The organism is Streptomyces sp. NPDC043876, assembly GCF_056435825.1.
The window spans coordinates 563,797-585,416 of record NZ_JBWKDV010000001.1 but is presented as its reverse complement, the minus strand read 5'-3'; the positions used below and the strand labels follow the sequence as shown (position 1 = coordinate 585,416).

General features: G+C 74.2%; 18 protein-coding genes and 1 pseudogene. 13 read left to right on the top strand and 6 right to left on the bottom strand.

Annotation, left to right across the window (positions count from 1 at the left end; genetic code table 11):
* The 5 genes from AC0693_RS02875 to AC0693_RS02855 all read left to right on the top strand — a co-directional run.
* A partial coding sequence (locus AC0693_RS02875) for a serine/threonine-protein kinase (RefSeq protein ID WP_478800813.1) occupies window positions 1–1,952 on the top strand: 1,952 nt, incomplete at its 5' end.
* A gap of 124 nt (window positions 1,953–2,076) precedes the next feature.
* Entirely contained in the window at window positions 2,077–3,846 is a 1,770-nt protein-coding gene (locus AC0693_RS02870) for a serine/threonine-protein kinase (protein WP_478800812.1), read from the top strand.
* 160 nt (window positions 3,847–4,006) lie between these two features.
* Window positions 4,007–5,635 (top strand): succinic semialdehyde dehydrogenase, encoded by a 1,629-nt coding sequence (locus AC0693_RS02865; RefSeq protein WP_478738946.1) that lies wholly within the window; start codon window positions 4,007–4,009, stop codon window positions 5,633–5,635.
* A gap of 4 nt (window positions 5,636–5,639) precedes the next feature.
* Window positions 5,640–7,460, top strand: a complete 1,821-nt coding sequence (locus AC0693_RS02860; RefSeq protein ID WP_478800811.1) for a GMC oxidoreductase — start codon at window positions 5,640–5,642, stop codon at window positions 7,458–7,460.
* A gap of 151 nt (window positions 7,461–7,611) precedes the next feature.
* The gene (locus tag AC0693_RS02855; RefSeq protein WP_478800810.1) at window positions 7,612–9,291 is read left to right on the top strand and encodes a peptidase; all 1,680 of its coding nucleotides are present in this window, start codon (window positions 7,612–7,614) and stop codon (window positions 9,289–9,291) included.
* Between the two features lie 308 nt (window positions 9,292–9,599).
* Here AC0693_RS02855 and AC0693_RS02850 read toward each other — a convergent pair whose 3' ends face one another.
* The 3 genes from AC0693_RS02850 to AC0693_RS02840 form a co-directional block, all read right to left on the bottom strand.
* Complete coding sequence (locus tag AC0693_RS02850; protein ID WP_478800809.1) at window positions 9,600–9,869, bottom strand: chorismate mutase; 270 nt, start codon at window positions 9,867–9,869, stop codon at window positions 9,600–9,602.
* A gap of 179 nt (window positions 9,870–10,048) precedes the next feature.
* On the bottom strand, window positions 10,049–10,318 hold the full coding sequence (locus AC0693_RS02845) for a DUF7848 domain-containing protein (RefSeq protein WP_478800992.1): 270 nt from the start codon (window positions 10,316–10,318) through the stop codon (window positions 10,049–10,051).
* Between the two features lie 11 nt (window positions 10,319–10,329).
* The gene (locus AC0693_RS02840; protein ID WP_469335716.1) at window positions 10,330–10,524 is read right to left on the bottom strand and encodes a hypothetical protein; all 195 of its coding nucleotides are present in this window, start codon (window positions 10,522–10,524) and stop codon (window positions 10,330–10,332) included.
* Window positions 10,525–10,659: 135 nt separating this feature from the next.
* On the opposite strand from AC0693_RS02840, the pseudogene AC0693_RS02835 reads away from it, so the two are divergent.
* The 6 genes and pseudogenes from AC0693_RS02835 to AC0693_RS02810 all read left to right on the top strand — a co-directional run.
* Window positions 10,660–11,171 (top strand): annotated as a pseudogene (locus AC0693_RS02835) (DUF6879 family protein); the annotation flags it as partial.
* Between the two features lie 19 nt (window positions 11,172–11,190).
* On the top strand, window positions 11,191–12,039 hold the full coding sequence (locus AC0693_RS02830; protein ID WP_478800808.1) for a helix-turn-helix domain-containing protein: 849 nt from the start codon (window positions 11,191–11,193) through the stop codon (window positions 12,037–12,039).
* Between the two features lie 90 nt (window positions 12,040–12,129).
* Window positions 12,130–13,722 carry a glutamine-hydrolyzing GMP synthase gene (gene guaA, locus AC0693_RS02825; RefSeq protein ID WP_356403875.1) on the top strand — a complete coding sequence of 531 codons (1,593 nt, stop codon included), beginning with the start codon at window positions 12,130–12,132 and terminating at the stop codon, window positions 13,720–13,722.
* Between the two features lie 210 nt (window positions 13,723–13,932).
* Entirely contained in the window at window positions 13,933–14,703 is a 771-nt protein-coding gene (locus AC0693_RS02820; RefSeq protein WP_356403878.1) for a class II aldolase/adducin family protein, read from the top strand.
* 162 nt (window positions 14,704–14,865) lie between these two features.
* Window positions 14,866–16,131 carry a hypothetical protein gene (locus AC0693_RS02815; protein WP_478800807.1) on the top strand — a complete coding sequence of 422 codons (1,266 nt, stop codon included), beginning with the start codon at window positions 14,866–14,868 and terminating at the stop codon, window positions 16,129–16,131.
* Between the two features lie 177 nt (window positions 16,132–16,308).
* Window positions 16,309–16,773, top strand: coding sequence for a DoxX family protein (locus tag AC0693_RS02810; protein ID WP_468463116.1), 465 nt, complete (start codon window positions 16,309–16,311; stop codon window positions 16,771–16,773).
* Here AC0693_RS02810 and AC0693_RS02805 read toward each other — a convergent pair.
* Both AC0693_RS02805 and AC0693_RS02800 read right to left on the bottom strand, forming a co-directional pair.
* The gene (locus AC0693_RS02805; protein ID WP_356403884.1) at window positions 16,719–16,943 is read right to left on the bottom strand and encodes a hypothetical protein; all 225 of its coding nucleotides are present in this window, start codon (window positions 16,941–16,943) and stop codon (window positions 16,719–16,721) included. The two genes, AC0693_RS02810 and AC0693_RS02805, sit on opposite strands and share 55 nt — an antisense overlap.
* Window positions 16,930–18,252, bottom strand: a complete 1,323-nt coding sequence (locus AC0693_RS02800) for a PspC domain-containing protein (protein ID WP_478800806.1) — start codon at window positions 18,250–18,252, stop codon at window positions 16,930–16,932. The genes AC0693_RS02805 and AC0693_RS02800 overlap by 14 nt, the downstream gene beginning before the upstream one ends.
* A gap of 131 nt (window positions 18,253–18,383) precedes the next feature.
* Here AC0693_RS02800 and AC0693_RS02795 point away from each other — a divergent pair, with 131 nt between their 5' ends.
* Window positions 18,384–19,691: an ATP-binding protein gene (locus AC0693_RS02795; RefSeq protein ID WP_478800805.1), complete on the top strand. Its 1,308-nt coding sequence runs from the start codon at window positions 18,384–18,386 to the stop codon at window positions 19,689–19,691.
* Complete coding sequence (locus AC0693_RS02790; RefSeq protein ID WP_356403893.1) at window positions 19,688–20,383, top strand: response regulator transcription factor; 696 nt, start codon at window positions 19,688–19,690, stop codon at window positions 20,381–20,383. Before AC0693_RS02795 ends, AC0693_RS02790 begins: the two co-directional genes overlap by 4 nt.
* 41 nt (window positions 20,384–20,424) lie before the next feature.
* On the opposite strand, the gene AC0693_RS02785 is transcribed toward AC0693_RS02790, so the two are convergent.
* Window positions 20,425–21,474 carry a C40 family peptidase gene (locus AC0693_RS02785; protein WP_469335703.1) on the bottom strand — a complete coding sequence of 350 codons (1,050 nt, stop codon included), beginning with the start codon at window positions 21,472–21,474 and terminating at the stop codon, window positions 20,425–20,427.
* Window positions 21,475–21,620 lie beyond the last annotated feature (146 nt).

The window sequence follows — 21,620 nt, the reverse complement described above, 5'->3', positions numbered from 1 at the left end:
CCGCTGGCCAGGGTCCCGAAGCGACCCCGCTCCCGGACCCGACGTGGACCACCGGCCCGGGTCCTGAGGCGACCCCGCTGCCGGACGGGACGTGGACCGCTGGCCAGGGTCCCGAAGCGACCCCGCTCCCGGACCCGACGTGGACCACCGGCCCGGGTCCTGAGGCGACCCCGCTGCCGGACGGGACGTGGACCACGGGCCCGGACCCCGAGGCGACCCCGCCCCCGGACCGGGCCTGGACCGCTGGCCCGGGTCCCGAGGCAGCCCCGCTGCCTGACCAGGGATGGGCCGCCGGACCGGAGTTCGGTGTGCCCGCGTCACAGGCCCCGGGGGACCAGGATCCGGCTCCGCGCCATGGCCATGACCAGCACCAAGACCCCCACCGGGACCGGGACCAGGACCGGGACCGGGGCTGGACCCCCCTCCCCGCGCAGGGCTGGAGCGACGGGCCGGGAGCCGGCATCGCCCGGACCGCACCGGAGCACCCCCACCAGGGCCGGCACCCCGCCCAGCAGGCCCCCCACCAGGGCCAGGACCCCGCCCCGGAAGCCCCCGCCCAGGGGCACCGCCCCGCCCAGGCCCCCGCCCTCCCGGACCGGTTGGCGCTGCCGCAAGGGTTCCGGCACGCCGAGGCCCCCGCCCCCGGCGGTCACGAACCCACCGCCCCCGGCAGCCCCGGCAGCCCCCGCACCCCCGCCCCCGGATGGTCGGCTTCGCGGGGCGCCGGGCCCGTCAGTGCGCTCGACGCCGAGCGGGCGCGGCTCACGCGGATGGCGGTCGTCGGGGCCGTCACCGAGCGGTGGGCACCCGAGCAGGCCGGGCCCGTGCACGACAACTGGCAGCTGGCCGCGCCCATCGGGCCCGCCACCGACCTGTGGGCGCTGGGCGCGCTGCTCTACCGGGCCGTCCAGGGGCACGCCCCCTACCCCGAGGACAGCGCCGCCGAACTCGTCGAGATGGTCTGCGCCGAGCCCCCCGCCTTCGCGGAGGAGTGCGGGCCGCTGCGTCCGATCGTCGAGTCGCTGCTGCGCCAGGACCCCACCGAGCGGCCGGACTTCGAGGAGCTGCGCGGCTGGCTGCGCTCCCTCGTGCGCTCGGCCCCCGAACCGGACGTCACCGCGCTCGGCGGCTTCGCGTTCCCGCTGCCCGACGCGGACCCGGCCCGGCTGCCCGCCGTACGCCGCAAGGGCGACCTCTCGCACGGCCGCCACCGCGGCACGCAGCACGCCACCACCCGCCGCCCCCGGGGCGGGCGTTCCCTCGGCCGGACGCTGCTCCTGCTCGTGATGGCGGCGCTGGCGGGCGGGGTCGCGTACGCCGTGTTCTTCCTGCCCCGGGCGACGACCGGCGAGGGCGACGGGAGCCAGGCCCGGGGCGGTGGCCCGAGCGCGGCCGTCACCCCGCCCGGCGCGAACGGCGGGGCCAACACCCCGACCGGCACGCCCCGGTCCCAGCCCGCCCCGCAGAGCGGCGGCCCGTCCGCGCCGCCGGCGGCCGACGCGCCCGCCGGGTACACCGCCCAGCAGGACCCCGAGGGCTTCCGGGTCTTCGTCCCCGGCGGCTGGGAGCGCCACGGCGTCAACGACATGGGCCAGGTCCGCTACACGAACGGGGACTTCGTGCTGATCCTGACCCCCGGCCGGGACGCCGTGAACGGCAACCCGGACCCGCTGAGCTACCAGCGCGACAAGGAGCGGGAGCTGGAGCCCTTCCGCACCTCCACCTGGGCCACCTCGACCGGCGTGAAGCAGACCAAAGTGGGCCAGCAGCTCAGCGCGGAGGGCCAGTACACCTGGACGGACGGGGGCGGCCGTTCCGTCTACGTCCGCAACCGCGTCGTCGCCCTCGGCGGCCGCTACCACGTGGTGATGGTCATCGGTCCGCAGGACGCCCAGGACAAGGTCACCGAAGTTTTCGAGAAGGCGACGGGGAGTTACCGGCCCGGCTCCTGACGGCGCGCTGACCGGGAGTCAGTACGGCGATTGCGTCACAGTGCTGTCTCACGGGCCCCGCGCGGTTCCGGCATCGCCCGCGCGCTCCGTAATCTGGCCCGAAGGCGGAGAGCGGCGGGGTGGAGTGGAACACAGGACAGGCGCGGGCGCGGTACTCGTGGGCCGGTACCGGCTCGGCGAGCCGATCGGCAGCGGCGGCATGGGCAAGGTGTGGCGCGCGCACGACGAGCTGCTCAGCAGGACGGTCGCCGTCAAGGAACTGACGGCGGGTCTGTACGTCGCCGAAGCCGACCGGGCCGTCCTGCACGCCCGGACCAAGAAGGAGGCCCGGGCCGCGGCCCGGATCGCGCACCCGGCGGTCGTCACCGTCCACGACGTGTTCGAGCACGACGACCGGCCGTGGATCGTCATGGAGTACATCGACGGTCCCTCCCTCGCCGAGGCTGCGAAGGCGGCCGGGCGGATCGAGCCCCGCGAGGCGGCCCGGATCGGGCTGCACGTGCTGGGCGCGCTGCGCGCCGCGCACGCGGTCGGCGTCCTGCACCGGGACGTGAAGCCGGGCAACGTCCTGCTGGCCAAGGACGGCCGGGTGCTCCTCACGGACTTCGGGATCGCGGCGATCGAGGGGGACTCCTCGATCACCCGGACCGGTGAACTCGTCGGCTCCATCGACTACCTGGCCCCCGAGCGGGTCACCGGCGGCGCCCCGGACCCGGCCTCGGACCTGTGGTCGCTGGGCGCCACCCTCTACACGGCGGTGGAGGCGCGCTCCCCCTTCCGCCGCACCTCGCCGATCTCCAGCCTCCAGGCCGTGGTCAACGACGAACCGCCCGCCCTGCGCCAGGCGGGCCCGCTGGGCGCGGTCATCACGGCGCTGCTGCGCAAGGACCCCGCGCAGCGTCCGTCGGCGGCCGAGGCCGAGCGGATGCTGGTGCAGGCGATGGAGGGGCGCGAGCCGAAGTCGGCGCACGCGTACGTGCCCACGCGCGCCCTCACGTCGGAGGAGCGGGCCACTCCCGCGCCCGCCCACCCGCTCGGCCCGGCGGCGGAGCGCGAGACGCCCGCCCCCGCCCCCTCCCACGCCACCGCGCGCTTCGGCACGGAGGCCCCGACCACGCCCACCGCGCACCCGCCGGGCCCGCACGCCCCGGGACAGAACCAGCACCAGAACCAGAACCAGCACCAGCACCAGTACCAGTACCAGTACCAACACCCGGTGCCCCCGGCGAGCGGCCGCCCCACCGGCGGCCGGATCCGGCGCGCGGCCGTGGTGGCCGTGGTCGCGGCCCTGCTGGGCGGGGCCGGAGCCTTCGGGATCCTCCGGTACACCGACTCGCACGGCGGTGACGAGGGCAAGGGCGGGGCGGCCGTGACGGGCGGGGCGGGCGCGGGCGGGAGCGCCCAGGCGGGCGGCGCCAAGCCGGCGGAGCTGACCGTCCCGGAGGGCTGGCAGCGCGTGAAGGACCCGACGGGCTTCACCCTGCTGGTGCCCAAGGGCTGGACGCGCCAGATGGACGGGAACCAGATCGACTACACCCCGGACAACGGCAAGCACTTCATCCGGATCGCCGCCGACGCCTCCCCGGACTACGACACCCCGTACATGCACCTGCTCGACCTGGAGAAGCAGGTGAGCGCGCGGACGGACTACAAGCGGCAGCGGCTGAACCAGAACACCTTCCGCGACACCACCCGCGGGGCCCTGTGGGACTTCACCTGGACCGAGAAGGGCACCCACGCCGGACCGCGCCGCGCGATCGAGCAGATGTACATCGCGCCGAACGAAACCGAGTACGCCGTCTACATGTCGGGTCCGGCCGCGGACTGGGCGAAGACCCGGCAGCAGTTCGACACCGTGCTCAGCGGCTGGGAACCGCCCGACGGGAAGGGCTGAGCGGCCGGGGCGGCGCCCCGGGCAGCAGCTGCCCGGAGGCGGTCGCGGGGGTGCCGGTCACGCCCGCCGGAGCGATCCTGCCAGCGATCACTGGCAGATATGGCAAAATCCGGTTACCCACGGGTACCCAAAGGGCTCCCGGCGCAATACGCTCACCGCCATGACGGACTCGCAGGCCCCCGCCCCCCTCCGCGCCGCCCCGGCCCCCACCAACCCGGTGGCCCCCGCCCCGGCAGGCGCCCGGACCGCCACCGACGTCGTGACCCCGGACCTGGTGGCCCGGCTCACCCGGGGGGTGCTCGGTTCCGGCCGCACGGCCAACCACACCCCCTTCACCGGCGCCAAGCTGGCCGACCTGCCCGAGGCCACCCCCGAGGACGTCGCCGAGGCCTTCGACCGGGCCCGCGCCGCCCAGGCCGCCTGGGCCGCCGTACCCGTACGCCGCCGCGCCGCCGTCCTGCTGCGCTTCCACGACCTGGTCCTCGACCGGCAGGCCGAGGTCCTCGACCTCATCCAGCTGGAGACCGGCAAGGCCCGCCTGCACGCGCACGAGGAGGTGCAGGCCGTCGCCATAGCGGCCCGCCACTACGGCCGCCAGGCCCCCTCGTACCTGCGCCCCAAGAGCCACACGGGGGCCGTGCCGGTCCTCACCAAGGTCGTCGAACTGCGCCAGCCGCGCGGGGTCGTCGGCCAGATCGCCCCCTGGAACTACCCCCTCGAACTCTCCGTCGGCGACGCGCTGCCCGCCTTCGTCTCCGGCAACGCCGTCGTGATGAAGCCGGACACCGAGACCGCGCTGACCGCGCTGTGGGCCCGCGACCTGCTCATCGAGGCGGGGCTGCCCGCCGAGGTGTTCCAGATCGTGCTCGGCGAGGGACCCGTCGTCGGCCCCGAGGTGGTCCGCCACGCCGACTACGTCTCCTTCACCGGCTCCACCCGCACCGGCCGCGAGGTCGCCCGGGGCGCGGCCGACCGCCTGGTCGGGGTCTCCCTCGAACTCGGCGGCAAGAACGCCATGCTGGTCCTGCACGACGCCGACGTGGAGAAGGCCGCCGCGGGCGCCGTCCGCGCCTGCTTCTCCTCCGCGGGCCAGCTGTGCATCTCCATCGAGCGGCTCTACGTCCACGAGTCGGTCGCCGACGCCTTCGTCGAGCGGTTCGCCGCCCGCACCAGGGCCATGCGGCTCGGCAGCTCCCTCGCCTACGGCGCGGACATGGGCTCGCTGGTCGGCGAACGCCAGCTGGAGACCGTACAGCGGCACGTGGACGAGGCCGTCGCCAAGGGCGCGACGCTGGTCGCGGGCGGCACCGCCCGCCCCGACATCGGGCCGCTCTTCTACGAGCCCACCATCCTCGACGGCGTCGAGGCGCCGATGGCGGTGTGCGCGGAGGAGACCTTCGGCCCCGTCGTATCGGTCTACCGCTTCAGTGACGAGGACACGGCCGTCGCCCAGGCGAACGCCACCTCCTACGGCCTCAACGCCAGCGTGTGGACCAAGGACGCCCGCCGCGGCCGGACCGTCGCCGCCCGCCTGCGCACCGGCACCGTCAACATCAACGAGGGCTACGCGCCCGCCTACGGCAGCGCCCAGGCCCCCATGGGCGGCATGAAGGACTCGGGCCTCGGCCGCCGGCACGGCTCCGAGGGCATCCTCAAGTACACCGAGGCCCAGACCGTCGCCCACCAGCGACTGCTCCCCATGGCGCCCTCGATGGGCATGGACGACGAGAAGTACGCGGCGTTCATGACCCGCAGCCTCCAGGTCATGAAGGCCCTCCGACTGCGCTAGGAGCGTGGCTGTGCCGCAGGACAACGACGTGTACGAGGACGTGTACGACTACGACGTGATCGTCATCGGTTCGGGCTTCGGGGGGTCGGTCTCGGCCCTGCGGCTCACCGAGAAGGGGTACCGCGTCGGCGTGCTGGAGGCCGGGCGCCGCTTCACCCGCGCGAGCCTGCCGAAGAGCAGCTGGGACCTGCGCAACTACCTGTGGGCACCGGCCCTCGGGCTGTACGGGATCCAGCGCATCCACCTGCTCGGCAACGTGATGGTGCTCGCGGGCGCCGGCGTGGGCGGCGGCTCGCTCAACTACGCCAACACGCTGTACGTGCCGCCGACGGCCTTCTTCGAGGACCGGCAGTGGGCGTCCATCACCGACTGGCAGGACGAGCTGGCCCCCTACTACGACCAGGCCAAGCGGATGCTGGGGGTCCGGCTCAATCCGACCATGACCCCCTCCGACGTCCACCTGAAGGCGGCCGCCGCGCGGATGGGCGTCGCCGACTCCTTCCACATGGCCCCGGTCGGCGTCTTCTTCGGCGACGGCGAGGACGCCGCGGGCCAGCGCCGGGTCCGGGCCGGCGAGGAGGTCGCGGACCCCTACTTCGGCGGCGCGGGCCCCTCCCGCAAGGCCTGCACCGAGTGCGGCGAGTGCATGACCGGCTGCCGCCACGGAGCCAAGAACACCCTGAACGAGAACTACCTGCACCTCGCCGAGCGCGCGGGAGCCGTCATCCACCCGATGACCACGGTCACCGCCCTCGCCGAACACGCCGACGGCGGCTACCGGGTCGTCACCGTCCCCACCGACGGCCGCCGCAAGGGCCGCACCAGGGTGCTGCGCGCCCGGTACGTCGTCGTCGCGGCCGGCACCTACGGCACCCAGACCCTGCTGCACACGATGAAGGACCGCGGCGAACTGCCCCGCCTCTCGGACCGGCTCGGCGACCTGACCCGGACCAATTCCGAGGGCCTGGTCGGCGCGCAGACCGACGACCGCCGCTACCGCAGGCGCCACGGCAAGGACGCGCGCGCCGACTTCACCCGGGGCGTGGCCATCACCTCCTCGGTGCACCCCAACGCCGACACCCACATCGAACCGGTCCGCTACGGCAAGGGCTCCAACGCGATGGGGTTCCTGACCATCCTCCAAGTGCCCTACGCCACGCACCGGGTGCGCGCCTGGTTCGCCCGCACCGCCAAGCACCCGCTCCAGCTGGCCCGTTCGCTGTCCAACCGCCGCTGGTCGGAGCGGACCATCATCGGCCTGGTCATGCAGTCGCTGGACAACTCCCTGACCACGTACCGCAAACCGGGCGGCATCGGCAAGGGACTGCTGACCGCCCGCCAGGGCCACGGCGCCCCCAACCCGGTCCAGATCGCCGAGGCCACGCAGGCCGCCACCCTGCTCGCCGAGGAGATCAACGGCTTCCCCGGCAGCAACATCGGCGAGCTGATGGGCACCCCGCTGACCGCGCACTTCCTGGGCGGCTGCCCCATCGGCGCCTCTCCGGAGCAGGGCGTGGTGGACCCGTACCACCGGCTCTACGGGCACCCCGGCATCTCGGTGGTCGACGGCTCGGCCGTCTCCGCGAACCTCGGTGTGAACCCGTCGCTGACGATCACGGCCCAGGCCGAGCGGGCCATGTCGTACTGGCCCAACAAGGGGGAGCGCGACCCGCGTCCGGAGCAGGGCACGGCGTACGAGCGCCTCGCGGCCGTACGGCCGGTGCGTCCGGCGGTGCCCGCGGAGGCCTTCGCGGCGCTGCGGCTGCCCTTCCTGGCGGTGCCGCCGGTGCCCCCGAGGAAGCCGGTCGCGGACCGGAACGGCTGAGCGTGCGGGCACGACAACGGGGTCTGCTCTCCCCCTCCGAGGGCAGACCCCGTACAGAAAATGACACACGACCCCTCCGGATGGTTGCGCGTGATGCCCGTCACAGGGGGAACCAGGCAACTGCGGCAGACGTTCGGCAGTCTCGATGGTCATGAGAAAGCGCATCTCCCTGCTGGCCGCGGCCGGCCTGGTGGCTCTGGGGCTGACCACCCCGGCCGCCGCCGCGGACCCCGTCTTTCCGCTCACCGGTCCGTCCGCACTCGGCCTCCGGCTCCACCCGGGGACCCCGGCGGGCGTGGCGAAGGAATCGCTCCTCGCCTACTCCCTCGACCCGGGCACGACCGCCCCCCTCCAGGGCGAGTACACCTTCACCGTCGACCTCGCCGCGCTCGCCGGGACCGCCGACGTCCGGGAGAACCCGGCCGTCGCGCACCCCGAGTGCGTGCGCGCCGCCGCGACGCTCGTCTGCAAGGAAACGGTCCTCGCCCCGGGGGTGCGCCCCGGCTTCGAACTGCTGGTCGGCGCGGCCAAGGGCAGCGCGGACGGCGCGAGCGCCGACCTCACCGTGACCGGCACCGTCAAGGGCGCCACCATCCGGCCCGCCACCACGCGGATCACGGTGGGCGGCCCCGACCTGGTGATGGACAGGCTCCCGCTCCGGGCCGACCTGGTGCCCGGGCAGAAGCAGCCCGTGCCGCTCGCCTTCGCCAACACCGGCAACCGGCCCGCGCACGGCGTGGTCCTCGAACTCGCCGCCACCCGCGGCATGGAGTTCCTGGAGCGGTACGACAACTGCGTCACCCGTGACGGCGGCCGGACCGCCGTCACCCTCTGCACCTTCGAGGGCGACTTCGGCCCCGGCGAGGCGTACGAACTGGCGGACCCGCTGACCCTCCGCGCCACCGGGCGGGCGTACGAGGAGCAGCTCGGCTACGGGATCTACGAGACGGGCACCGGACCGCAGGCGGGGAGCGCGCTGCCCGCCCCGGCCGGGAAGGCCCCCGGAACCGGCAAGACCCTGGCCGTCAAGAAGCGCACCGTCGCCACGAGCGCGAAGAGCGCCACCGACCTCGAACCGGGCGACAACCGGCGCGAGTTCGCCTTCCACACGGCCAACACCGCGGACTTCGCCGCCATCGGCGCCACGCTTGCGGCCAAGACCGGCCAGAGCGTCACCGCCGAGTTCGGCTTCCGCAACCTGGGGCCCGCCTGGATCAGCCGCGCGCGCACCGGGCAGGCGCCCGCCGCCGTGGCCCGTACGGACATCCGCATCCCGGCCGGTGCCTCCGTCACCAAGAAGCCCGAGGCGTGCCGGGCCGTGAACGCCGACGGCGGCGAGCGCACGGCGCAGCAGCAGCTCGGCGCGCCCCGCTACTTCTGCGAGAGCGGGGTGACGGTGCTGGAGGACGGCCAGGAGCGCTACGCCTTCGAGCTGCGCGTGGACCGCGCCGTCGAGGGCGCCGCGGGCAAGGGGTCGGTCGTCGTCGGCGAGGCGGCCCCGCAGGGGGTCGTCACGCACCGCTTCGACCCGAAGGCGGACGACAACACCGCCGCGATCGTCCTGGACGTGAAGGGCGGCGCCAGTCCGAGCCCGAGCACGTCGGGCAGCCCGACCCCGTCGGGCTCGCCGAGCCCGTCCACCTCCGTCTCGGTCGCCCCCTCGGGCAGCCCGGCGCCGGGCGCCGTCACGGGCGGCACGGGCTCGAACGGTCCGCTCGCCTCCACCGGCAGCTCCGCCGCGCCGCTCGCGCTGGGCGCGGCCATGCTGCTGGCGGCGGGCGGCGCGCTGTACGTGGGGTTCCGGCGCCGGACCGGGCGCGTAGCGGGGTAGTGGTGTAGCGCGCTGCGGTGAAGAGCGGCGCGGTGAAGCGCAGCGTGACGAAAGAACGGCCGGTCCGGGGCGTCCCCCGGGCCGGCCGTCTTTCATGGGTGACCGGGCTGCTGTCCCCTGCCGTCCGGTCACGCGAAGGAGCGAGGTCCCACGACGCACGCTCCACGGGGCGGGCGTCTCCATCGCTCCGGCGGAGCCACGCGTGGTTGTTGCGGTCCCGCGCCTGGCTGGCACGGGTACGTCGCTCAACGGGGGCGGGCGGGGGCCGGTCACGGCCCGGACGAGTGACGAACAGGCGCGCGCGGGCGTCACACCCGGCCGCGGGATAGCTCCAGCAGGGTCATGGCCAGGGCGGTGCCGGCCTTTCCGAGAGCACTGCTCCAATGCGAGAGCACCTCGTTCTCGCGTGACAGGTGCACCCGCCGCCCGCCCGCGGCGATGCGCGCGTCCTGGATGACGGCCGAGACGGCCATCCGCTCCTGGATCAGCCCGATGATCCGGTCGTCGAGGGCGTCGATCCGCTCCCGGGAATCGGCGATCAGCTGCGCGGGGGTGATGGCGGTGGTGGTGACGGACACGGTTTCCTCCGGTGGGTGGGGGCCCGCAGGTCCGGAGAACGCCAGAGCGCCCCGGTCCTGTCGGACCGGGGCGCTCTGGGAAGTCAGCGGCTCAAGCGAGCATCACGATGACCCATGGCGACCGGACCGGCCGGTGCCATAGGTAAACAGGAAGCTCAGCTGCTTGCGCATGGAGGGGATTATGTCCCTCCGCCCCCTCCCGGGCCAACCCGGCCCGGATCGTGAGACGGCCCCGCGGCGGCGGGCGTCACGCGCGCGTGGTCGGTGAACACCCGCCGGAACAGGTCGTGCCCGCTCAGCCCGGCGTGCCGCAGCGCCCAGTCCTGCGCGGCCCCCTGCCCGTCCTGCGGCCCGGACTCGGCGCCGCAGCCGTACGCCGCGCAGAAGGCCTCGTAGGTGACCCCGCCCTCCGGCGCGTGCCGGATGGTGTGCGGCACGTACCGGTACACCGCGCGCGGGCTCAACACCGGCCCCGCTCGCGGTGAGCGGTGATCTCGACGTTGCAGTCCGACACCGCCGACCGGTCCCCCCGCCGGTACGCCTCCCCCCGCTGCCCGGCCAACGCCGCGCACACGTCACACCCGGGGGCGGGTCTGGGGGCCTCGGTGGGGAGGGAGAGGTGGACGGGCGGGCTCATGGTGGTCTGCGATGCCATGAACAGCACGCTAGGAACCGGGTGTTGGGGGCGACAGGAGCTATGCGCGATTATTCTCGGCCGACCGGGAGCTATATCCGGTAATTCTCTCAGGGAGCCCCTGAATCCGTAGCCGCCGGCCCTCCCGGCCTCGATATCGACCTGGACGAGTTCGACCGGCTGTTCACGCGGTTCGAGCACGTGACGTGGCGGCTGGAGACCCGGCGTCGGTACGCCTCGGACGAAGCCACCGAGACCTACGCCAGTTCACCCGCGGCGAGCCCGTGGACTGGCAGGGCACCGACCCGCAGTGGTGCGCCGAGCGCCGTGAACAGGTCGCGCTGGGGAAGCGCTTCGAGCGCGTGCGGATCGTCGACGAACCGGCTACCCCCGGGCAGCTCTACCTGCTCGACAACGCACGCAGGAACAGCGCGCTGGGCGAGGACATCCGGATCCTCCGGCGCAGCGACGCCGAGCGGCTGAACCTTCCCGAAGCGGACTTCTGGATCCTCGACTCGCGGACGGTCGCGCTGCTGAACTTCGACGAGGACGACAACTTCGTCGACGTCGAGCTGATCACGGAGCCCGCGGAGGTGCTCCGCTACGCCCAAGTGCGCGACGCGGCATCGCACTACGCTGTGCCGTACGAGGAGTTCGAGGCCAAGTAGCGGCAATGAGCGGGTACCGGTGAGCACGGATTATCAGCAGGCACGGGAAGCGCTCGGCATACGGCTGCGCGAACTCCGTCTCGCGGCTGCCGACGGTCGGCTCACCGGTGCGGCGCTGGCCCGGCGCCTGGGCTGGCCGCAGCCCAAGGTCAGCAAGCTGGAGAACGGCAGGCAGACGGCGACGCCCGAAGACCTCCGCGCGTGGGCGGACGGGACCGGGCAGCCCGAGGCGTACGACGAACTGCTCGCCCGGCTCCGGGGCTTCGAGAGCCACATCCGGTCCTGGCGGCGCCAGCTCAGCACCGGGCACCAGCGCGTGCAGGACACCCACCTCGCCGTGCACGGCGACACTTCGGTGTTCCGGGGGTGGGAGACGTCCATGGTCATGGGCATCCTTCAGACGCCCGACTACGCACGGTCGATCTTCACCCGGTACGCCGAGCTCCAGCAGTCTCCCCGGGACACGGAAGAGGCGGTGCGCTCGCGGATGAGGCGCCAGGAGGGGCTGTACGACCCCGCCAAGCGCTTCCACCTGGTCATGTGGGAGGCCGCGCTCCACGCCCGGATCTGCCCGGCCCCCGTCCTCGCCGCGCAGCTGGACCGGCTGCTCGGGGTGGTCGGGCTCGACACCGTGGAGCTGGGGATCGTCCCGTTCGGGGCGGCGTTGAAGATCCCGCCCGCCACCGGGTTCTGGATCTACGACGACCGCCAGGTGATCGTGGAGACCTGGCACGCCGAGCTGTGGCTGGACGACGCCGACAGCGTCGCCACCCACCTCCGCGTCTGGGAGACGCTCCGCGAGTCCGCCGTGTACGGGGCCGACGCCCAGCGGGTGATCGGGGAGGCGCGGCGGGCGCTCGGGCGGTGACGCGGGCCTCGGATGGTGCGACAAAGCGGGGCCCTGCGCCACCGGTAGAATCGACAAAACAGCCACCCTCTCCCGCCGGAAGGCCGCCCCGTGCCAGAAGCACCCTCCGCCGCCCACGACAGCGCCCCGGACACGGTTCTCGTCGTCGACTTCGGCGCCCAGTACGCCCAGCTCATCGCCCGCCGCGTCCGTGAGGCCCGGGTCTACAGCGAGATCGTGCCCAGCACGATGCCCGTGGGGGAGATGCTGGCCAAGAACCCCAAGGCGATCATCCTCTCCGGCGGTCCGTCCTCCGTGTACGAGGAGGGTGCGCCGCGCCTGGACGACGCCCGCGGCCTGTTCGAGGCCGGGGTCCCCGTCTTCGGCATGTGCTACGGCTTCCAGCTGATGGCGACCACCCTCGGCGGCACCGTCGACAACTCCGGCGCCCGCGAGTACGGCCGTACCGACCTGGCCGTCTCCAAGTCCGGCTCGACCCTCTTCGAGGGCACCCCCGCGAACCAGTCCGTGTGGATGTCGCACGGCGACGCCTGCTCGGCCGCCCCCGAGGGCTTCGCCGTCACCGCCTCGACCGGCGTCGTCCCGGTCGCCGCCTTCGAGAACGACGAGAAGCGGCTGTACGGGGTCCAGTACCACCCCGAGGTCATGCACTCCACGCACGGCCAGCAGATCCTGGAGCACTTCCTCTACCGCGGCGCCCGCCTGGCCCCCACCTGGACCACCGGCAACATCGTCGAGGAGCAGATCGCGGCCATCCGCGAGCAGGTCGGCGACAAGCGCGCCATCTGCGGCCTCTCCGGCGGCGTCGACTCCGCCGTGGCCGCGGCCCTCGTCCAGAAGGCCATCGGCTCGCAGCTCACCTGCGTGTACGTCGACCACGGCCTGATGCGCAAGGGCGAGACCGAGCAGGTCGAGAAGGACTTCGTCGCGGCCACCGGCGTGCAGCTGAAGGTCGTCGACGCGCAGGAGCGCTTCCTGACCGCGCTCGCCGGGGTCTCCGACCCGGAGACCAAGCGGAAGATCATCGGCCGCGAGTTCATCCGCGTCTTCGAGCAGGCCCAGCTGGAGATCCTCCAGGAGGACGGCCCCGCGGTCGCCTTCCTGGTCCAGGGCACCCTGTACCCGGACGTCGTCGAGTCCGGCGGCGGCACCGGCACCGCCAACATCAAGTCCCACCACAACGTGGGCGGGCTCCCCGACGACATCGAGTTCGAGCTCGTCGAGCCGCTGCGCCAGCTGTTCAAGGACGAGGTCCGGATGGTCGGCCAGGAGCTGGGCCTGCCGGACGAGATCGTCCAGCGCCAGCCCTTCCCGGGCCCGGGCCTGGGCATCCGCATCGTCGGCGAGGTCACCAAGGAGCGCCTGGACCTGCTCCGCGAGGCCGACGCCATCGCCCGCCACGAGCTGACCGCGGCCGGCCTGGACCGTGAGATCTGGCAGTGCCCGGTCGTCCTGCTCGCGGACGTCCGCAGCGTCGGCGTCCAGGGCGACGGCCGCACCTACGGCCACCCGATCGTGCTGCGCCCCGTCTCCTCCGAGGACGCGATGACCGCGGACTGGACGCGCATGCCGTACGAGGTGCTGGCCAAGATCTCCACCCGCATCACCAACGAGGTGGCGGACGTGAACCGCGTGGTCCTGGACTGCACGAGCAAGCCGCCGGGCACCATCGAGTGGGAGTAGCCCTCCCCGTCCGCACGACCGGAGCCGCCGTCCCCTTCCGGGGCCGGCGGCTCCGCCGTTTCTCCGGCCGCCCCTTCTCCGGCCGCCCCTTCTCCGGCCGCCCCTTCTCCGGCCGCCCCTTCTCCGGCCGCCCCTTCTCTGGCCACTTCGCCCGGCCCCCGGTACCTTGCGCCGCGGCCTCGAAAGGACGCGACCCTGACAGGAGGGCCCATGGCCGAGCGACCCGCGCACCCGCCCGCCCCCGCCCCCGTGCCCGTGGAACAGCTCGGCTTCGAGCTGCCGCCGGTCTTCGCCACCGCCGGGGAGGCCCGCGCGCACCGCAAGGAGCGGCTCGCCGGGGCGCTGCGGCTGCTGGGCCGCCTCGGGTACGAGGACGGGGTCGCCGGGCACGTCACCGCCCGCGACCCGGAGTTCGAGGACTGCTACTGGGTGAACCCCTTCGGGCGGGCCTTCGCCGGGCTCGGCCCCGGCGACCTGCTGCTCGTCGACGGGGAGGGCCGGGTGCTCCAGGGGGAGCGGCGGGTCAACCAGCTGGCCTTCGCCGTCCACGCGGCCGTGCACCGGGCGCGGCCCGAGGTGGTGTCCGTGGTCCGCGCGCAGGCCCCGTACGGCAGGGCGCTCGCGGCCCTCGGCGAGCTGCTGGCCCCGATCACCCACGAGGCCTGCTGTTTTTACGAGGACCACGCGCTGCTGGACGAGTACGCGGGCGGCGGCGCGGATCCGGAGCGGATCGGGCGGGCGCTGGGCCCGTACAAGGCGCTGGTGCTGCGCAACCAGGGGCTGCTGACCGTCGGGGACTCGGTGGACGCGGCGCTGTGGTGGTTCCTCGCGGCGGAACGGGCGGCGCAGGTGCAGCTGATCGCCCGGGCGGCCGGGAAGCCGGTGCTCATCGACCACCACGGCGCGGCCCTGACCAGGGAACGGTTCGGCTCCGACCTGGCGGCCTGGGTGAACTGCCAGCCGCTGTGGGAGCAGCCGTGACGCGGGGCGTGGCCCCGGGATCACGGAAGGTGGCGTCAACATCATGAACGGTTAATCACCTGCTCTGACATCGTGCGCAATCCGGAGCACTGCCGCAGTGGTGCACAATTCGCTGGCATTCCCCGGTAGTTGCACGAAGGTAGTCAGAGAGGCGGCACGCACGTGGCTGTCCAAGAGATCCACAGAAGTACCCACGGCGGCGGCTGCACCTGTGACGACTGCCCGCACGGCGCCCGGGAAGGCCACCGCCGCGCGGTGGAAGCCTTCCTGGAGCAGCGTGACGGGCTCGCCGCGGGGCAGGGCCTGCCCGCCGCCGTCGCCCGCTCGGCCGGGGCCTCCCGCCAGTGGGTCTCGGACGAACTCACCCTGTCCGCCCGCACGGTGGCAGCCCGCGGCCGCGAGGCCGGGCACTCCTGGCTCCACCTGCTCTCGCGCCGGGCCGTGCTCGCCGTGTGGATCGCCGCGGGGGTGCTGCTGCTCGTCCAGGTCGCCACCGCGGTGGGCAACGGGTGGAGCACGGCGCGCACCGCCGGGCTGCTGGCCGCCCTCGTGCTGGCGGGGCTGCTGACGGTGGGCGCCCGCGCCCAGACGCTGCGGGGCGGGCTGCTGGCCCCGATGGTCGGCGAGGACAACCGGCTGTCCACCTCCAAGACGGTGGCGTGCGCCTGGCTGGTGCTGACCGCCTTCGCGGCGCTGCTGCCCGCGCTGCGGCTGGCCGCCGGTCCGGCCGGGCCGGAGCGGACCGCGCTCTACGCCGGGCTCGGGCTGTGGCGGGCGCTGCCGCTGCTGAGCGTGGTCGCGCTGACCGCGGGGGTCGCCGTACTGGTCCGGCGCGTGGTCGCCGTACGGATCATGGGGCAGCGGCTCCAGAAGCTGCCCGCGGACCGGCCGCGCGGGGCGGACCTGCTGACCGACGACGCGGGGCGCGGGAGCTTCCCGGACGCGCAGTACGCGCTGGTGTCCACGGTGGTGCTGGCCTACGCGGCGGTGACGCTGGCCCGGTTCCCCGACCGGTTCCCGCGGCTGCCGTGGGCGCTGGCACTGCTGGTGGCGCTGTCGGCGGCGGTGTACCTGGCGGCGAAGTACGCGGAGGGCACCCGGCCGCTGGTGCTGTCGGTGGTGCGGACCCGGGAACCGGGGGACATCGACGCCTCGGTGCGGCCGGGGGACGACATCGAGATCCGGGGCGTGGGCTTCGTACCGCCCGGGGCGCAGACGCCCGAGATGCTGGCGCGGCTGGTGGTGCGGATCGGGACGGTGCACGTGCACGTGCCGCTGGTGCCGGTCGCGGGCGGGTTCACCACGCCCTCCGACACGGTGCTGACCGTGCCGGTCCCGGCGGAGGTGGAGCCCGGAAGGGTCGACGTCCAGGTGGTGACGGCGGCCGGGGTGGAGTCCAACCGGTGCAGCGTCGACGTCGCGGAATGAGCGGCTCCCCCTCTGGTACGCCGGGCGGGAGCGCGGTACACATGAGGCGTGAGTCAACTCCCTGAAGGCACCGGCGCCGCCGACCGCACGGCCCGCGCCGACCGCACGGCCCGCGGCGAAGGCGCCGACCGCGCCGACCGCGCCGACCGCGCCGAACGCGCCACCCGCCCGTCCGGCCTGCGGGAGGCGGGCGCGCGCCTCGCGCTCCTGCCCCTGCGGATCTTCCTCGGGGTCACCTTCGTCTACGCGGGCCTGGACAAGCTGACCGACTCCGCGTTCCTGTCGGCCTCGGGCGACGGCTCCATCGGCGAGCTGATGCGCGGGGTGCGCGACACCTCCGCGGTCCCCGCCCTGGTGGACCTGGCCCTCAAGGCGCCCGTCGGGTTCGCGGTGGCGCTGGCCGTCGGCGAGCTGTTGGTCGGCCTGGGCGTGCTGGCCGGGCTGCTGACCCGGCTCGCGGCGGCCGGCGGCGCCCTGATCTCGCTCAGCCTGTGGCTGACGGTCTCGTGGGCGGTGACGCCGTACTACTACGGCAACGACCTCGTGTACCTGATGGCCTGGCTGCCGCTGGTCCTGGCCGGGGCGCCCTACCTCTCGCTGGACGCGGTGATCCGGTCGCGCCGGTCCCGCCGCACCGCGTAGGTCGTCGCGCCCACCAGCGCCGCGAGGGCCAGCCCGCCGAAGGCCAGCGGGACGATCAGGAACCAGGGCACGTCCCGCTCGCCGGCGGCGTCGAGCAGGTACAGCACGCCCCCGGCCAGCAGGACCAGCCCCGCCAGCAGCCGCCCCGGCTGGAACTCATGACGCCGCACGGGCCACCTCCACCTGTCCGGCACCCGTCTCCAGGTGCAGTTCGATCGTCCCGCCGGCCTCGGTGCCGGGGGCGGGCGCCACGGTCGCCGTCCGCGCGAGGTGGCGCTGGATCCGTACGGCGCCCGCGTACTCGCCGGGCAGGCGCAGGTCCCCCCAGGTGATCCGGACGTCGGCCTTCGCGGTGACCTCCCGCGGCACGATCACCTTGAGCCGCCCCGCGTCGAGCGCGGCGCCCACCACGAGGGTGGTCCCCTTGGGCACGTCCAGGCGGCTCAGGTCCAGCGTGACCAGCCCGGTGCCCGCCGCGTACGCGGGCCGTACGTCGGCCACCGCGGCCGGCCGCCACTCCACCCGGCGCCAGTCGGTGCCCACCTCCCGCGGCAGCACCGTGGCCCCCGCCAGCAGCACCGCCGTGAGCAGCCCCAGCAGGACCGTCCCGAAACCGGTCCGGCCGACGACCGAGCTGAAGGCGAGGCCCAGACCGAACACCGCCAGCGCCGCTGCGAAACCGATCTGCAGCGCGTGCCCCAGCGGCCCGGCCTGCCAGGCGCTCGCCGTCCCCGCGATCGCGGCCAGCAGCGCCAGCACGAAGACCCGGCCCCCGATCCCGCCCCGGGGGGCGGCCGGAGCGGCGGCGCGCGGCGCCGCGGCCGCCGGGCCCGGGCCGTCCGCCGCGGCGACCGCGTCGTCCGGCCCCCACAGGTAGCCCGTGGTCCCGACCGGGCCGGTCGTGCCGTCCTTGACCAGCGGATCCCGCCACCAGGACGGCCCGCCGGGCGCGGGCGGGGCCTGCGTCTCCGGGGGCGCCGGACGGTGCGGCGCGCGCTGCGCCGCGCCTTGGCGCCCCTCCTGCGGATCGGGCGGGCGGGTCTCCGGGTCGCCGGTGTGGCGGCGGCGCTGGGACCAGTACGCGGCCCCGGCCAGCCCCAGGATGACCAGGACGGAGAAGACCGCCATCGCGCCGTTGTCCGCCATGGTCAGGAACAGCGCGCAGCCGACGAGCGCCGCGAACACCGCCGCCAGCGTGGCTCCCTCGACCCGCCCCGTCAGCAGCTTCTTCGCCTCGCTGTCCTCCTCGCCCTCCTGGGGCAGCAGCAGCCAGGCGAAGCCGTAGAAGATCAGGCCGACGCCGCCGGTGACCGCGAGGACGCCGAGCACGATCCGGAAGACCACCGGGTCCAGGTCGAAGTACCGGCCGAGGCCCCCGCACACGCCCGCGAGGACCTTGTCGCGCCTGCTGCGGCGCAGCGGCGGCCGGTCGGCGGGGTCCGTCGCCGCAAGCGGAGGGGGATCGTGCACGTCGGTCATGGGTCCATGGTGCCGGGCCGCCGGGCCCTGCGGCACCGGCCCCGACCCTGGTGCGACCCTGATATCCCCCTGACGGAACTGGGGGGCTGCCCTGATGTCCCGGACCCGCCGCGCGTGTGACCATCGGTGACATGCCCGCCGCAGCCGCCCCCCGCACCCCGCACCCCCAGGCCTCCGCCGAGAACACCGCCACCCCGGCGCGCAGGCTCTACCGCAGCGCCGACGGACGGATGCTCGGCGGAGTCGCCCGCGGGCTCGCCGGGCACCTCGGGCTGCCCGTGCTCTGGGTCCGGCTCGCCTTCCTCGGCACCTTCCTGTTCGGGGACGGCCTCGGGATGCTGCTTTACGCCGCGTTCTGGGTCTTCGTACCGCTCGGCATCGGCGGCAGCACCGGGCACCGCTCCTTCTTCGAGACCCTCGCCGACGGCAGCAGGCGGCTGCGCAAACCCGACCGCGGGCAGGTCACCGCACTGATCGCGCTGTTCATCGGCGCGGGCATCTTCATCTCCAAGCTCCAGGCCGGGGACCAGAAAGCCGACCGCTACATCTGGCCGACGCTGCTGGTCGGCGCCGGCGTGGTGCTGGTGTGGCGGCAGGCCGACAACGCCCGCCGCGCCCACTGGAGCTCCGCCGCCGGACGGCACGGGCAGCTCCTCCAGCTGGCCCGCGCGCTCGCCGGAGTCGTCCTGGTCGGCGTCGGCCTCACCGTCTTCATCGTCGTACGGGGCTCCGCCGCCCAGCTGGGCAACGTACTGACCGCCACCCTCGCCGTCCTCGTCGGGATAGCGCTGCTTGCCGGACCCTGGCTGATCCGGATGACCCAGGACCTCTCCGAGGAACGCCTCATGCGCATCCGCGCCCAGGAGCGGGCCGAGGTCGCCGCGCACGTCCACGACTCGGTGCTGCACACCCTCACCCTGATCCAGCGCAACGCCGAGGACGCGGGCGAGGTCCGGCGCCTGGCCCGCGCCCAGGAGCGCGAGCTGCGGAACTGGCTCTACAAGCCGGAGGGCACCGGCAAGGACGAGGCCGAGGAACCGGACACCCTCGCCGAGGCCGTCAAGAAGACCGCGGCCGACGTCGAGGACCACCACGGCGTGCCCATCGAGGTCGTCGTCGTCGGCGACTGCCCGCTCGACGAGAAGCTGGTGGCACAGGTGCAGGCCGCGCGCGAGGCGATGGTCAACGCCGCCAAGTACGGTGGCGAGGGCGGGCCCGTCCAGGTCTACGCCGAGGTCGAGGGGCGGACGGTGTTCGTGTCCGTACGGGACCGCGGCCCGGGCTTCGACCTCGACGCGGTACCCGGCGACCGCATGGGCGTACGAGAATCGATCATCGGCCGGATGCAGCGCAACGGCGGGACCGCGCGGCTGCGGTCCGCGCCCGACGGCGGCACGGAAGTCGAACTGGAGATGGAGAGGGCGGCGATGCCGGCATGACCGAGGACAACGCGACCACCGGGGGCGGGACCAGGAGGGTCAAGGTGGTGCTCGTCGACGACCACCGGATGTTCCGCACGGGCGTGCAGGCCGAGATCGGCGAGACGGAACGCACCGGCGTCGAGGTCGTCGGCGAGGCCGCCGACGTCGACCAGGCCGTCACCGTCATCACCGCCACCCGGCCCGAGGTGGTCCTCCTCGACGTCCACCTCCCCGGCGGCGGCGGCGTCGAGGTGCTGCGCCGCTGCGCCCCGCTGATGACGGCGGCGGAGCACCCGGTGCGCTTCCTGGCGCTGTCCGTGTCGGACGCCGCCGAGGACGTCATCGGCGTCATCCGGGGCGGCGCGCGCGGCTACGTCACCAAGACCATCACCGGCGCCGACCTGGTCGACTCGGTCTTCCGGGTGCAGGACGGCGACGCGGTGTTCTCGCCCCGGCTGGCGGGCTTCGTCCTGGACGCCTTCGCCTCGACGGACGCGCCGCCGGTCGACGAGGACCTCGACCGGCTGACCCAGCGCGAGCGGGAGGTGCTGCGGCTCATCGCCCGCGGGTACGCGTACAAGGAGATCGCCAAGCAGCTCTTCATCTCGGTCAAGACGGTCGAGTCGCACGTCTCGGCGGTGCTCAGGAAGCTCCAGCTCTCCAACCGGCACGAGCTGACCCGCTGGGCGACGGCGCGCCGCCTGGTCTGACCTCCCCGGCGGGCAGGGAGGGCGCGGCGGCGGCCCGGCGTTCACGCCGGGCGGGAGGCGCCCGCCCACGGCATCGAGGAGATCGGGGCGAGTCGGACCGGGGCTCCGGGGTGCGGGGCGTGGATCATCTGGCCGTTGCCGACGTAGAGGCCGACGTGGCTGATCCCGGAGTAGAAGAACACCAGGTCGCCGGGGGCGAGCCGGTCGCGGGAGACGCGGTGGCCGGCGTTGATCTGGGTGTAGGTGGTGCGCGGCAGGGACACCCCGGCCGCCTGCCAGGCCGCCTGGGTCAGCCCCGAGCAGTCGAAGGAACCGGGCCCGGTGGCGCCCCAGACGTACGGCTTGCCGAGCGCCCCGTAGGCGAAGGCCACCGCCTTGGCCGCCCGGGAACCATCGGCGGCCGGCGGGGGAGTCGGCGCCGTACCGGAGCCGGTCGCGCCGCCGGACGCCGCGCCCCGGGCCTCGTACCGGGCGCGCTCCTCGGCCGTGAGCTTGGCGAGCAGCTGCTTGGCGGCGTCGAGCTTGCCCTCGATGACGGCCTTGCGGTCGGCCAGTTCGGCCTCGTGGGCGCGCAGCTCCGCGATCCGGCCCGCCGCCTTGTCCCGCAGGCGCCCGACCTCGTCGAGCTGTCGCCGTACGGTGGCCACCTCGGCGGCGCTGCGGTCGCCGGCCCGCGCGATGAACGCGGCCCGGTCGAGGTACTCCTGCGGGTCCTCCGCGAGCGCGAGCTGCACGGCGGTGCCCAGGCTCCCGCTGCGGTACTGCGAGGCGGCGAGCGAGCCGAGGGCGGCGCGCGCGCTGTTCAGCCGGTCGGTCTTGCGGGCCGCCTCGTCGCGCAGCCCGGTCAGGGACTTCTGCGCCGCTTCGGCCTTCTCCTTCGCCCCGTTGTACTGCTCCGTCGCCGCCTCGGCCTCCTGGTAGAGCCGGTCCACCTGGGACTTGACCTGGTCCGGGGTGAGCTGGGGGTCGGCCTGGGAGGTGCCTTCGCAGGCGGTGGCGGTGGCAGCGCCCGCGAGGGCGAGGGTGGCGGCGGTGCGGAAGGTGCCGCCGGAGAGGAGCGGGCGCTGCCTGGGCTTTCGATGACTGGCCACGGGGGCCTCACGTCCTTCCCTGATGATCCGGTGCGCGCGGTGGTGACTGCGTGCGGTCTTGGGGGAGGACGCTAAACCTGAAAGTAACGGGTGGGTGACGAGATGATCCGAACTGTCCGCAGCTGACCTCGATTGATCGGGTCCGC

Coding starts and splice junctions, on each gene's coding strand:
- AC0693_RS02865 (WP_478738946.1), top strand. CDS start 4,007: ATGACGGACTCGCAGGCCCCCGCCCCCCTCCGCGCCGCCCCGGCCCCC.
- AC0693_RS02790 (WP_356403893.1), top strand. CDS start 19,688: ATGACCGAGGACAACGCGACCACCGGGGGCGGGACCAGGAGGGTCAAG.
- AC0693_RS02800 (WP_478800806.1), bottom strand. CDS start 18,252: ATGACCGACGTGCACGATCCCCCTCCGCTTGCGGCGACGGACCCCGCC.
- AC0693_RS02820 (WP_356403878.1), top strand. CDS start 13,933: ATGGCCGAGCGACCCGCGCACCCGCCCGCCCCCGCCCCCGTGCCCGTG.
- AC0693_RS02795 (WP_478800805.1), top strand. CDS start 18,384: ATGCCCGCCGCAGCCGCCCCCCGCACCCCGCACCCCCAGGCCTCCGCC.
- AC0693_RS02840 (WP_469335716.1), bottom strand. CDS start 10,524: ATGGCATCGCAGACCACCATGAGCCCGCCCGTCCACCTCTCCCTCCCC.
- AC0693_RS02855 (WP_478800810.1), top strand. CDS start 7,612: ATGAGAAAGCGCATCTCCCTGCTGGCCGCGGCCGGCCTGGTGGCTCTG.